The sequence below is a fragment of the Geobacter psychrophilus genome (assembly GCF_056821595.1).
In genome coordinates this window covers 2,481,607-2,494,119 of the sequence record NZ_JBXDTU010000004.1, presented here as the reverse complement: position 1 = coordinate 2,494,119, position 12,513 = coordinate 2,481,607, and the positions used below count along the sequence as shown (strand labels likewise).

Sequence of the window (12,513 nt, the reverse complement as noted above, 5' to 3'; positions counted from 1 at the left end):
CCGCAACAAACATATGGATACGCAAAAAGGCGGGGGAAATCCCCTCGCCTTTTTGCGTATCCCCAACAATCCGGGATCAGTTGATCAGTATTTCAAACTGCTCCTGATGAAAGCCGGGCTTGGCCCGAACAGTTACCCGCTTTTTGAATTTTTTCTCCAACTCCTCCAGCCCGCGCCGCTCCTCGTCATAAAGCAGATCGGCAACCTGGGGGTGTACCGTCACCATGGCCTTGGTGCCGCGAATATCCAACATTTCACGACGCAATTCCCGGAAGATCTCGTGACAGACAGTGGTCTTGGATTTGATGTAGCCCCTGCCCTCACAGTACGAACAGGGCTCACACATCATCCGGCCGATACTCTCCCGAACACGCTTACGGGTCATCTCCACCAGTCCCAGCTCCGAAATCTTCAGGATATTGGTCTTGGATTTGTCGGGCTTGAGCGCCTCTTCCAGAGCAGCAAAGACTTTGTCACGGTTGACCTCTTTTTCCATATCAATGAAATCGATGATAATGATCCCGCCGATATTTCGCAAACGCAGCTGGTAGGAGATCTCCTTGACCGCTTCCAGGTTGGTCTTGAGGATTGTATCCTCCAGGTTGTGCTTCCCCACAAAACGCCCGGTATTGACATCAACAGCCGTTAATGCCTCTGTCTGCTCGATGATGATGTAGCCGCCGGACTTGAGCCAGACCTTCCTGCCCAGGGCGCGGCTGATCTCGACCTCCAGACCGAAATGATCGAAGATCGGCTCCTCTTCGTCATACAACTCGATGGAGTATTTCATCTTGGGAACGAAAGTGGTTATGAACTGCACGATACGATCATAATCCGGCTTGGAATCAACCACGATTTTGTCAACCTGTTCCGTGACAATATCGCGCACAACCTTCTGAACCACATCCAGATCAGAGTGCACCAGCGAAGGTGCGGAGGCATTATCCTTGCGCTTGGCGATTTCAGCCCACAGGGTCGAGAGGTACTGCATATCCGACAGCAGGTCTTCCTCGCTCTTGCCTTCGGAAACGGTTCTGACAATATAGCCCGATCCGCTCTGCTTGAGACGGTCAACAATTTCCCGGAGTCGCTCCCGCTCCTCTTCATCTTCGATGCGGCGCGAGATGCCGATGTGATCCACCGTGGGCATATACACCAGATGACGCCCGGGCAGGGAGATATGCGAGGTAATGCGGGCGCCCTTGGTGCCAAGCGGCTCCTTGGAAACCTGCACCAACAGTTCCTGACCTTCCTGTAGCAGATCTTCAATGGGATGCAGCGGCTTGAAATCCGGATGGGTCGGTGGCGGCTGGTCGCCGTTCACCTCATGGTCTTTCTTGCCATCATCCAGCAGGGATTCGTATTCCTCAATTGCATCAAACACATCAGCCACATACAAAAAGGCGGCCTTTTCCATGCCGATATCGACGAAGGCGGCCTGCATACCGGGTAATACCCTGATTACGCGCCCTTTATAGATATTTCCGACAATGCCCTTTTCGCGGCTACGCTCGATATACAGCTCCGCAATAGTGCCGTTCTCAATCAGCGCTATGCGCGTTTCATGAGAAGAGGCATTGATAACCAGTTCTGCTGCCATGATTGAACTCCTGTATCTGAAATATAGACGTAACCAGTTATTGTATGGGCGCGTTATTGAATATAACTTCCAGTTTTTCTATCCGGATGTCGTCAGCCTGCAGGGTGTCCTTCCCCGTAATTGCCCGGGCAAACTCGACCGGCTTGCCCCGTCCGGCCACCAACTCGACGACTGACCCTGTCACGTTGAGGGCAGCCACCTCGCCGCGCAGATCAACCGACTGGATCTCGCCCTTCTTTTTCCGCTGAATGACGAACTCGGTGTGTGCCATAAACTGCACACATAGCTCCGACAACCCCTCTATACAGCCTTCATTAAAGGTTATACGGTAACGGGTCTTGTCTATCAAGGTTGAGAGGGATGGTGATTTGACGTCAACCTGTTCCACTTCCAGGATCTTCAATCCAAGCGGAAGCACGACATTGAGCCGGCACAGAACCTCCTCTGCCGGAATCCCGTCTTCCACAAACATATCCATATATTCGGCCACGGATTCAACGCCGACCGACGTTGCGGTAGCAAAGGAAAAACGGGGATGGGGGTGGAAACCTTGCGAGAAAAGAATCGGAACCCCGGCTTTACTTACAGCCCGGGTAAAGACGGTCAGCAATTCAAGATGACTGAGGTAGCGCATCGCTCCGGATTTGCCGAAACGAAGGCGCATGCGGGCAGGTGATGATTCGTGAGCAATGGGCTCTGCACGTTCAGGTATGACCGCAGCATCAGAAAGCCGGTTTGTCACGGCACTGAAATCGCAGACACCGCAGGCACTACAGGAACCATGACGACAATCCGCCGTGGCTGCTTCGCCCAACGCCAGTTCCCGTTCCTTGAGCAGAAATTCACGCGTGACACCACAGTCCAGGTGGTCCCATGGCAGGATTTCATCCAGCTCCCGCCGGCGCAGATACCACTCCGGTTGGATCCCGCACTCAGCAAAAGCCTGCAGCCAACGCTCCAGGGAAAAGTGGTCTCCCCAACCGTCGAAGCGGCAGCCCAACTCCACAGCACGCGCAATCACGGGTGCCAGCCGACGATCACCGCGGGCAAAGACCCCCTCCATGAAAGAGAGCGGCGCATCGTGCCACTTTAAACGCAGCTTGCGCTTCTTAAGCTCCGTGTGCAGCAGGTACTGTTTCTCCAATATCTCATCGGTAGCTATCTGCGCTTCCCATTGAAATGGTGTGTGCGCCTTGGGGACAAAGTTGCTGACGGAAACATTGACCTCGCCCGGATTGCCCGAACGCTTGGCCTGATCTTTTACCTGACGGGCCAGGCCGGCGATCTGCTGCACATCTTCAGTCGCTTCACCGGGCAGCCCGATCATGAAGTAGAGCTTGATGGTACGCCATCCGGCGCGATAGACATTGAAGGCGGTCTCCAGCAGATCAGCCTCGGTAATCCCCTTATTGATCACCCTGCGCATCCGCTCGCTGCCCGCTTCAGGGGCCAGGGTAAAACCGGTCTTGCGCACCTTTTTTATCTCATCAATCAAACCCTCGGTCAGCGTGCCGACACGCAGAGACGGCAGCGACACCGCGATACGGTCATGAGCAAAACGGGTCATCAACTCCGTCAGTAACGGTGCAACGCAGGAATAGTCACCGGTCGAGAGAGAGAGTAACGAAATTTCATCATATCCGGTGGCACGCAGGGAATCTTCCGCCACCTTCAGAATTGTTGCCGGAGAACGCTCCCGCAGCGGGCGGTACACATATCCGGCCTGACAGAACCGGCAACCGCGCGTACATCCCCGGGCAATTTCAATGGCAACCCGGTCGTGCACCGTTTTCATGAAAGGCACCACCGTTTCAGTCGGAAACGGTGCGGAGTCCAGATCACCGAGAAAGCGGCGGCGGACAGTGGCCTTTCCACCGGCACGCACTTCAATCCCGGCTAGGGTGCCATCCGGGTTGTAGCTCGGCTCGAAAAAGGCGGGGACATAGACCCCTTCGATCTTGGACAGTCGCTCCAGCAGCTGAGACCTTTGCTCACCCTGCTGCTTAGCCAGACGAACGGCTGCGGCGATCTCCAGGACCGCCTCTTCGCCATCTCCCAGCAGAACAGCATCGAAAAAAGGTGCCAGCGGCTCAGGGTTGTAGGCGCAGGGGCCGCCGGCGATCACCAGTGGAGAGTCTTCACCCCTGTCGGACGCATAGTGCGGCACACCCGCCAAACGGAGCATATTGAGGATGTTCGTGTAGGAGAGCTCGTACTGAAGGGTAAAGCCGATAATGTCACAGTCAGCCAGAGGGGTTGCGGTTTCCAGTGTTGACAACCGCTCGCCGGAATCACTCATCTGCTGTTCCATATCCGGCCAGGGCGCAAAGACCCGTTCGGCGGCGATGCCTTCAACGCCGTTAAGCACATGATACAGGATACGCAGCCCAAGATGGCTCATACCAACTTCATAAACATCAGGGAAGGCCAGCGCAATGCGCAAGTCGGCGACATCCTTGCGGATAGAGCCCATTTCGCCGCCCATGTAGCGGGCTGGTTTTTCAACAGCAAGGAGATTCATGTTTGAATGGAGTTCCTATAATAAAATTGGTGAGTTCCGAACTGTATCAAATCGCGCGTAACATTGGCAAGGGAAATACCATTTTTTTTGTTGCATCCGTTTTTATGTGATGGTATAAGTTTCATTCTGTCGCCCGGGTGGTGGAATTGGTAGACACGCAAGATTCAGGTTCTTGTGCTCGCAAGGGTGTGCTAGTTCGAGTCTAGTTCCGGGCACCAAAAAATTAAGGGTTTTCAGCAACTGCTGGAAACCCTTTTTTTGTGCATCTGTACAGCGGTTCGCACCCATCCGTAGTACCCACACACCAAATATAAAAATATTTCCGACACTATTCCGGTTCCACTCGCCGCGTTTCCCCGGGTATGCTTACATAATTCTGTCGGACTCTTTCCGGGCCAGACAGATGATCGACACCCCGAAGGGGAGGCGAAGGCAGCGGATCAGCATGCTCTCCAGGGCCATGATCCCATACATGAGGTTGTTAGCCGGGGATAACGGGAGTTCGTTCGTGTCGGCAACCTCGGCACGGCAGCCGAACAGCCGCCGTGAGACCCTCAGCAGCGCTACCGCCGGGAAGACGAAGAAATTGAAGGCGCTGATCCTGGTGACCGTAAAGCCGGCCCTCTGCAACTTTTCCTGCAAACCGGCCATGGTATAGCGCCGTTTGTGATGCAGGGCAATATCGTGCTGACTCCAAAGCAGCATATAGGCGGGCACCGTCACCACCAGACTCCCTCCCGGCTTGAGCACACGGTACAGCTCAATCAGGGCAGCCTGATCATCCTCCACATGCTCAATGACATCCAGTGAAGTCACCAGATCAAACATTGCAGCCTTGAACGGCAATTGGGCAACCGAACCTTGCAGCAGATTGGCGCAGCCACGTCCCGCGCAATACTGCAGGGCCTCAGTGAAGACGTCCATTGCATAGACTTCACCGAAACGCGCCAGTTCCCCGATCATTCTGCCGGTGCCGCAGCCGGCTTCCAGCACGAGGCCTCTGGTCCCGGCAACGTGGCGCAACAACAGGTCAATAATTATACGGCGTTTGCCCCAGAAGTACCAATGGCGCTCCTCCATCTGGTACCTGCGGGCATATTCGTCATCATTCACGAGTCAATACTCTTTCCGCGCGGTAGTTTCCCCGCATGAAGTTGAAGCGGACCCTCAGAACATCAAGGAACATGCGGACCGAATCCCTGAACAACCGGACCTTGGTCCCGGTGATGTCGGTCCAGTTGACCGGGATTTCGGCAATGCTATAGCCGCGGCACTGTGCCAGAAAGAGAATTTCCAGATCAAAACCGAAACCGTCGATGCGCTGCCGCGAGAACAGCTCTTCCGCAACAGCGCCCCGGAACAGCTTGAAACCGCACTGAGAGTCCCGGATTCCGTCCAGCGCCAGGCTTCTGACGATACCGTTAAAGGCCGTTCCCATGATCTTGCGGTGCAATTTGCCCTGGACCGCCGTATCGGTGCTTTTCAGTGCCCGCGAGCCGATGACGATGTCGGCGCCGCCGCGCACCGCCTGCTGGAGCCGTTCACATTCCTCGATAGGGGTGGCGCCGTCGGCATCGGCAAACAATCGCAGATCTCCGGAAGCGGCCAGCATACCGGTTTTGACGGCAAAGCCCTTGCCGCGGTTTTCTTCCAGCTGCAGCAAGCGGAGGCACGGATATTCCGTCGCGAGATCGCTTACAACGGCTGCGGTCCGGTCGCTGCTGCCGTCATCCACCACAATGATCTCATGGGATCTGCCGCTGTCGGCCAGATAGCGTAGCACCCGGTTCAAGTACACGGGCAGCCGGTTGGCCTCGTTGAAGGCTGGAATGATGACCGAGAGTGATGTCCTGTGATCATGGTCCGCAGCAGTACGTGCGGAGACGTTCGCCGTAGTGACCGGAAGTGGACTGGCTGCAGACATCAACGTACTGCTTCCGAATGAAATCGGTACACGATATAGGGCAATCCGCCCGGTTCCTGTCCGACATACACCAGCTCCATCCCCGACGGCGGCGAATAAGGCTTGTCATCGAAGCGTCCCCCGTCCTGGGAATAGTGATACGGGGGCTTCGGCCCCGGAATTACTGAGTTGGTCATGGGTTGGTATCCGGTGAACAGAAATGGTACGCAGCCTTTGCTCCCGCATGAAGGTGTCATGGGTAAACTATCAAAGAATTACCACTCCGCCTTTGTCGGCGTCAACGCCAATTGTTGAACAGCTGGAAAAAACAGTACCCCACAGCCTGGCGCCATGCCAACAGTGATTCACCCCTGTACAGTTTTTCTGCCTGACAGTCTCCATTGCATCCGCTCATAAAACATGGTAATAAAATGTCGTCAGGAAATGAAAAACGGTTGAACTGCTTAGGACATCGACGTTCAGAGAGCGTAAACATCTACCCGGTTTCATTACGCAGTGATCTGATACCACACTGTTTATACAATAGAATCGCACCACAGAGGGGGCACGATGCAGAATCGGATAATCGTCCGTTTTACCGATGGTAAGGTTCTGAAGGGCACCACTGCCGACCTGTTTCCCAACAAGTCCGTTTTTCACCTCAAGGACAAGGACAGCGGCCTTATTCAGGAAATCGACATTTTTCACCTGAAGGCGGTCTATTTTGTAAAATGCTACGACGGAAATCCCGCCTACCAGGAAAATTATGATATTGAACGAATCAATTTAGGCAGAAAGATCAAGGTCCAGTTCAAAGATGGCGAAACATTGGTCGGCTACACACAGGGATATTCTCCCAACCGGGATATCTTTATCGTCTTTCCAGCTGATCCTGACAGCAACAATGAAAAAGTATTTGTCGTAACGAATGCAACCAGCGTGGCCAGTTTTATATAATAAGCATGCCTGGCTCTCAAATTCTGATGCACAGTGTCAACCGGGTCGCCCGAACTATCGATACCTTCGATAACGGGCGATCTTTTTTCAGGCGTTAAGTCTCAGAAATACTCCGCCCGTCCGCTCTCACATGCAATCCACCTTGTTCCCGGCACTGCCGCATAGCAGAATACTTCATCCAAAGTGCTTCATGTCAGACGGGGACGTTATTCTTTTGGATGCGGGGGTGTTTGATCAGGTGTGGTCATGACCACTGCAGACCGTCTGCCGCCTTGTATGGCTCAACTCTTTGATCAGAGGGCCCCCATTGCAGTCGGAGCAGTCAAGCTGGATGGTGGTGTGGGTAATGTGGAATGTGTGCTGCAATTCATGCTCGATGATGTGCAGCAACTGACTGCGCTTCCCGTCATAGGCAGGTTCGATTTCAATATGTGCCGAGAGGGCGAAGATGTGTGAGCAGACCGCCCACAGGTTGAGATGGTGGACATCCAGCACGCCTTCGACCCCGCGAATATGGGCTGCCACCATTTCAATGGACAGGCCGCGCGGCACGCCTTCCATCAGGATATGAACAGCCTCGCGCAGCAGACGTCCGGCCCCCACCAGAATCAGGAGACCGATGGCGATGGAGATCAGCGGATCGGCCTGATACCAGCCGGTGTAGCGCATCAGGATTGCTCCGGCAATCACACCCACCGAGGCGGCCGCATCACCAAGCACATGCAGAAAGGCACTGCGCACGTTCAGATCGTCGTGGGAATGCCCGTGCAGCGCCCTGGCGGCCAGCAGGTTGGCAATCAGCCCCAGAACCGCAATGACCAGCATCGGGAGCGTCTTGACCTCCTCCGGGGAGATTAACCGCTTGCTCCCTTCGTACAGAATGCCGAGCGCCATGATAAAGACCGTCAGGCCATTGATCAGCGAAGCCAGCACCTCGGCCCGGTGCAGGCCGTAGGAATGCCGATCGCTGGAAGGCTGGGCGGCCAGTTTGATCGCACCCAGAGAAAGCAGCAGGGCAAACAGGTCCAGAAATACATGACCGGCATCGGAAAGGAGCGCCAAGGAATTGGACCAGAGTCCCCCGACAACCTCTGCCACCAGCGTTATAGCGGTCAGTATGATGGCGAAAATCAGACGTCGCGAAATGCTCTGGTCAACATGCGGCATGCTTCTCTCTCCGGCCTGCGGCCAATCTGATTAAAGATCAATATGGTAATAAGCTGAAATTAGCGAAGGCCGGTCGTATCGAACCGGCCTTCATTATTTCGGCCAAGAAAAGATTACACTGATAACTATCACGTGATCCTGGAAAACATCATACTTTTGCATCGCGTTTTCTGATCCGCAAAGACTGCTTGATATCCCTTATAATTTCGGCATCTTCGGGAGACAACTTTGAGATATGCTCCTGTACGAAGATGACCACAATTGAAATAAAAAAAGTGGTGCATGTTGACAACAGGACAATGAGTGAACGTCTGGGCTTGCTTTTCTTTGACGGAGCCACGGCTTCATCCAGAATCTGGAGTGTCGAAGTATCTTTATTTTCATTTATTTTTGCCACTTCATACTGCTTGGTGAGCTGTTCGAAGACAGCTTCCTGTATCTTCAGATCACGCGTCTTGCGGAGATACTCGACTCCCAGAGCCGGTACATTTCCAGCGGCTGGAATAATGTTGTCAGCCCCGCCGCTGCCGACCATGGTGCCCATCTGGCTCTTTAATTTTGAAATAGCAGCCTGCAACGCCTTTACATCACTGCTTTCGCCTGTTCTGGAATTACTCAGGGAAGCCAGCTGAACCTCTTTATACACAATCTCGGCTTTGATGCGGGCGATCCCTTCAATGGCAACCGCAGCCTGGGTATCAACCTTGATCGTCTTGTATTTTTCCTGAAACGCCCGCAAATCATTCTCGGCTTTTTTGAGTTCCTGTTTGACAACCTCCAGGCGTTTTTCCAGAAACTGCCGTTCACCCCCGGCTTTTACAAGAAAGAGCTGTATGCTTCGCCGAATAAGTTCATCTACGAAGGTGTTGGCCAGCAGGGCTGCTTTCTGGGGGTCCTTGCTATTTGCAGAAACAGTAATAATACCATCTTTACTCGACTTGAACGTAACAACACCTTCAAGAGCCTTACGCGTATCATCAATGTTTTTTTTCTTGAATTCCTTCTGAAGATCAAGGCGCTTGATAACTGCATCGGCCACGGAACGACTTTTGATGATCCCCAGATACAGATCGGCAGAACCTCCCATGCCGCCGCCGGCAAGACCCGCCAAGCCGCCTGCCTGAGACAGCAGCGCGGAAAAAGCGGCGCTCGAGCTCTCTTTTTGCGGTGGAAGAAATCGGTTTGTTGCGGTGTAGATATTGTCCAGGGCCAGTGAATAACAGACCGACAGAACTATGGCGGCTGTGCAGGCTTTTATAATCAACATTTTGCGCCTGACAAGCACCCGCAGCAGTTCCAGCAGGTTGATCTCGTCTTCGTCACAGCTTTCATCTGTTGCGTTTACGTATGGCTGTTCATTCATATTCCACCCCTATCTCAGGCCAATCAGAACAGTGCCTGCAGTCAGGGCAATATTCGCTAAAATTGTTGTGATATCTTTGATTTCACGCATCCAGGCAATCCGCTCGATCTTCTGCGGCACGACCAGGGTATCCCCCGGTTCAAGTGTGGATGCCGTGAATCCGCCAAAGGTCCAGCGGCGGTCATTCTCGTTCCAGCTCAGTCCGAAGGAGGACTGTTGATTGCTGAATACGGTGCCGTCGGCCTTGATGACATACATTTCTGACGTGTCGGCATCATTGGTCGGGCCACCCGCTTTTTTCAGATAGGTGCCGACATCGGAAGCCTCCGGCTGATGGACAAACGAGATCGGATTGTAGACCAGTCCCAGCACGCTGACGACGCTGGGACGGGCCGGGATCTCCAGCTCGTCGCCCCCCTCTACAACTATATCAAAACTGCTCTTTTGTAACTCTTCAAGGGGAGTAAGCCGGATCACGACCCGCCCCTCGGCCCTCAAAGTCTTCATCTTCTCGACACTTTTCATCAGGCCATCCAGTGCGGCCTTGGTGGCTTCAAGCTCATCCCGTGAAGAAGACACCGCGGACAGTGAGACCTGCTTCTGCAGAATCTCCTTCTCCGTCCGTGCGACGATTTCATCCATCCTGACCTGCTGGCTCTCACGCACAGAGCGGCGCAGAAATTTTGCACCGCGCAGATAGGCTCGATCGGAATAGCCGCCGGCCCGGGCAATGACAGAACTCAATTTTTCACCACGGGCAACCGAGTAGACCCCCGGGAAGCGAACCTCACCCTTCAAGTTAATAAACTTGTCGGAGGCGTCGAACCAATCCGTAACACTCCGGACAATCAGCACGTCATCCGATTGAAGCGCCAGGTTATGCGTGGGATCTCCGGCCAGCGCTTTAGACAGGTCCAGGGACAAGCGGCTCGGATTGGCTTTGTCGCCAACGATCACAATGCGGCTCAACTCGCCTGTTTCCAGAAACGCATTTCGCTTCGGACTGCCGGCTGCGGTGATCAGATCCCGTACCGTCATGCCGGGGTAGAAGTCATAGGTACCGGGAGCAACGACCGCACCATTGACGGACACCTGCGGTTTTTCCTCCATCTCCCAACGTGAAAAAACCTTCACAACATCCTGCTCCTGTAGCAAAATATTGTCAGCTTCACTGCCGCCGACAGCCCGGCGCAGGTTTGCGGTCAACAGTTCCCTGTGAAAATCAGGGGGCGCCAGGCGGGTAATTTCAACCGACTCCAGGTACGACTCGGGCAACAGGGCCTGAAAACCGGGAATCAGATCGACCAGCCGCATCCCTTTCCGGTACTGGTATTCGCCGGGACGAAGCACATTACCCTTCAGACTGACCACCTGGCGGGTCGCCTCCTCAACCGGGAAGACCTTGACCATGTCACGATCTGCCACCTGGATAGTTCCCAGAGAGGTGTCGACACTGCCATCCTTCGTTCCGTAGTCAAGTACGACCCGTTCACTGTTGTTCATCACACGTTCGATCTGAATGCGGCCGATAAAGCCGGTTGCAGATACGCCACCAGCCATCTTGAGCACATCAGGAAGTGTTGCGGCGCCCTTGAGTTCGTATATGGCCGGACGGCGCACCTCTCCGGCCACAGCGACTACCGGTCCGATCACCGGCACAAAGATGGTGTCGCCATTCTGGAGACGGGCATCCTTGCTGCGGTCACCGGAAAGAAATATATCGTAAAGATCAACATCCTGTGGTGCCTGCCCGTTACGCGAAATCTTAATCGTTCGTAACGAGCCATTTCGCGAAGGCCCTCCGGCTGCTGACAAGGCATTTATGACTGTGGACATCGAACTGACCGAATAGCTGCCCGGCGATTCAACTTCTCCAACCACAAAGACCTGGATCGTCCTCAAACGTCCGAGCGTCAGGCTCATCTCGTAATTTTTGTAATAGCGCCCTATGGCTTTATTGATGACATCCCGGCCCTGTTCGTAAGAAAGCCCCCAGACCTTGATCATACCGACATTCGGAATCATGATTTCGCCGTTGCGATCAACAGCCAGCTCATGGCGGGCATTAATGGCCCCCCAGATACTCAAGCTGAGCGAATCTCCCGGACCAAGGATATAATCGTTGCCTACCGGCAAAGAGTCCATGGCGCCCTGCGTCTGAGAACTGTTTTTGAAAAAAACATAGCCAAACTGTTGCAACTCGCGCACGAACTTTTCCGGTTCGTTTTTATCCATTAGTGTCTGAGTCTTTTTGGAAAATGCCTTTTCCAGACGGGAGTCCTGCTCCTCCGCCGGCAAGGGGATCACCTTTATTTCATCAGACTTGTACAAAACCAGTTTTTCACGATCACTTGCCACGATCTGTACATAATAGGGCTGGTTGTTTTTCAGCTCTCGCAGCGTATAAGCATCAGTAGTACCTACATTCAGTGTCTTGATCAGTTTTTCCGACTCCATGCCGTAGCGGATACTGTATCGCAAGGGCTGGTTGCCACTCTTAACGGGTGGATTAATCATTTTCCAGGTCAATTTTACCAGCCCATCACCCGGCTCGACTTTCAGCACCAGCTGCGGTTTGTTTGCGTTATTCAAGCGGTTGTCACTGATCCCCTTACTCGCATTAATCAGTGCATCCCGGGTTCCGTCTGTCAGTTCTTCCTGATTTTTTTGATCGCGACGGCTCTCAAGCAGGCGCATCAGGGTTTCATCACTTACATTGCCCGCAGGTGACAGACTGCCAGACCGCAATGGGTTCGAATTCGTGCCTCCACCAGATTCCTTGTCCCAATTCATGCGCACATCTTCATTCGGTGCGGCATAGGACATGCCGGCAAGCGCCAGAACCCAGAAACACATCAGTGCTCGTACAATCAACATGTTCATCCAGATCTCCTCACATCACCCTGATAGACAGGACACGTGCGTTAATGCATTCATTTCTGCACAATCACGCAGAATACGATTTCCAAAGCTCTAATAAGCCAAATATTCCGTCAAGATAT

At 53.7% G+C, this 12,513-nt stretch carries 9 protein-coding genes and 1 tRNA gene; 2 read left to right on the top strand and 8 right to left on the bottom strand.

Annotation, left to right across the window (positions count from 1 at the left end):
* Positions 1–76 precede the first annotated feature (76 nt).
* Together ACOCF6_RS14110 and ACOCF6_RS14105 are read right to left on the bottom strand one after the other, a co-directional pair.
* On the bottom strand, positions 77–1,600 hold the full coding sequence (locus ACOCF6_RS14110) for an Rne/Rng family ribonuclease (protein ID WP_482460970.1): 1,524 nt from the start codon (positions 1,598–1,600) through the stop codon (positions 77–79).
* Positions 1,601–1,637: 37 nt separating this feature from the next.
* Positions 1,638–4,121, bottom strand: coding sequence for a TIGR03960 family B12-binding radical SAM protein (locus ACOCF6_RS14105; protein WP_482460969.1), 2,484 nt, complete (start codon positions 4,119–4,121; stop codon positions 1,638–1,640).
* Between the two features lie 131 nt (positions 4,122–4,252).
* On the opposite strand from ACOCF6_RS14105, the gene ACOCF6_RS14100 reads away from it, so the two are divergent.
* Positions 4,253–4,339: transfer RNA gene (locus ACOCF6_RS14100), tRNA-Leu, on the top strand.
* A 148-nt stretch (positions 4,340–4,487) separates the two neighbouring features.
* Here the strand turns inward: ACOCF6_RS14100 and ACOCF6_RS14095 are convergent.
* The 3 genes from ACOCF6_RS14095 to ACOCF6_RS14085 are packed head-to-tail and all read right to left on the bottom strand — an operon-like array spanning position 4,488 to position 6,221.
* A complete protein-coding gene (locus tag ACOCF6_RS14095) occupies positions 4,488–5,234 on the bottom strand; it encodes a class I SAM-dependent methyltransferase (protein WP_482460968.1) in 747 nt (248 codons plus the stop codon).
* Positions 5,227–6,045 carry a dolichyl-phosphate beta-glucosyltransferase gene (locus ACOCF6_RS14090; RefSeq protein WP_482460967.1) on the bottom strand — a complete coding sequence of 273 codons (819 nt, stop codon included), beginning with the start codon at positions 6,043–6,045 and terminating at the stop codon, positions 5,227–5,229. Before ACOCF6_RS14090 ends, ACOCF6_RS14095 begins: the two co-directional genes overlap by 8 nt.
* Positions 6,045–6,221, bottom strand: a complete 177-nt coding sequence (locus ACOCF6_RS14085; protein ID WP_482460966.1) for a hypothetical protein — start codon at positions 6,219–6,221, stop codon at positions 6,045–6,047. Before ACOCF6_RS14085 ends, ACOCF6_RS14090 begins: the two co-directional genes overlap by 1 nt.
* A gap of 373 nt (positions 6,222–6,594) precedes the next feature.
* Between ACOCF6_RS14085 and ACOCF6_RS14080 the strand changes: the two genes are divergently transcribed.
* Positions 6,595–6,981 (top strand): DUF6982 domain-containing protein, encoded by a 387-nt coding sequence (locus ACOCF6_RS14080; RefSeq protein WP_482460965.1) that lies wholly within the window; start codon positions 6,595–6,597, stop codon positions 6,979–6,981.
* A 234-nt stretch (positions 6,982–7,215) separates the two neighbouring features.
* On the opposite strand, the gene ACOCF6_RS14075 is transcribed toward ACOCF6_RS14080, so the two are convergent.
* The 3 genes from ACOCF6_RS14075 to ACOCF6_RS14065 all read right to left on the bottom strand — a co-directional run bounded on the left by ACOCF6_RS14075 (position 7,216) and on the right by ACOCF6_RS14065 (position 12,394).
* Positions 7,216–8,148 carry a cation diffusion facilitator family transporter gene (locus tag ACOCF6_RS14075; protein WP_482460964.1) on the bottom strand — a complete coding sequence of 311 codons (933 nt, stop codon included), beginning with the start codon at positions 8,146–8,148 and terminating at the stop codon, positions 7,216–7,218.
* A gap of 148 nt (positions 8,149–8,296) precedes the next feature.
* Complete coding sequence (locus ACOCF6_RS14070) at positions 8,297–9,511, bottom strand: GumC family protein (RefSeq protein ID WP_482460963.1); 1,215 nt, start codon at positions 9,509–9,511, stop codon at positions 8,297–8,299.
* Between the two features lie 9 nt (positions 9,512–9,520).
* On the bottom strand, positions 9,521–12,394 hold the full coding sequence (locus ACOCF6_RS14065) for an SLBB domain-containing protein (RefSeq protein ID WP_482460962.1): 2,874 nt from the start codon (positions 12,392–12,394) through the stop codon (positions 9,521–9,523).
* Between the last annotated feature and the right edge of the window lie 119 nt (positions 12,395–12,513).

Excerpts from the sequence above, each read along its gene's own strand:
- ACOCF6_RS14090 (WP_482460967.1), bottom strand. The coding sequence starts at position 6,045 with ATGTCTGCAGCCAGTCCACTTCCGGTCACTACGGCGAACGTCTCCGCA.
- ACOCF6_RS14070 (WP_482460963.1), bottom strand. The coding sequence starts at position 9,511 with ATGAATGAACAGCCATACGTAAACGCAACAGATGAAAGCTGTGACGAA.
- ACOCF6_RS14075 (WP_482460964.1), bottom strand. The coding sequence starts at position 8,148 with ATGCCGCATGTTGACCAGAGCATTTCGCGACGTCTGATTTTCGCCATC.
- ACOCF6_RS14085 (WP_482460966.1), bottom strand. The coding sequence starts at position 6,221 with ATGACCAACTCAGTAATTCCGGGGCCGAAGCCCCCGTATCACTATTCC.
- ACOCF6_RS14080 (WP_482460965.1), top strand. The coding sequence starts at position 6,595 with ATGCAGAATCGGATAATCGTCCGTTTTACCGATGGTAAGGTTCTGAAG.
- ACOCF6_RS14105 (WP_482460969.1), bottom strand. The coding sequence starts at position 4,121 with ATGAATCTCCTTGCTGTTGAAAAACCAGCCCGCTACATGGGCGGCGAA.
- ACOCF6_RS14065 (WP_482460962.1), bottom strand. The coding sequence starts at position 12,394 with ATGAACATGTTGATTGTACGAGCACTGATGTGTTTCTGGGTTCTGGCG.
- ACOCF6_RS14110 (WP_482460970.1), bottom strand. The coding sequence starts at position 1,600 with ATGGCAGCAGAACTGGTTATCAATGCCTCTTCTCATGAAACGCGCATA.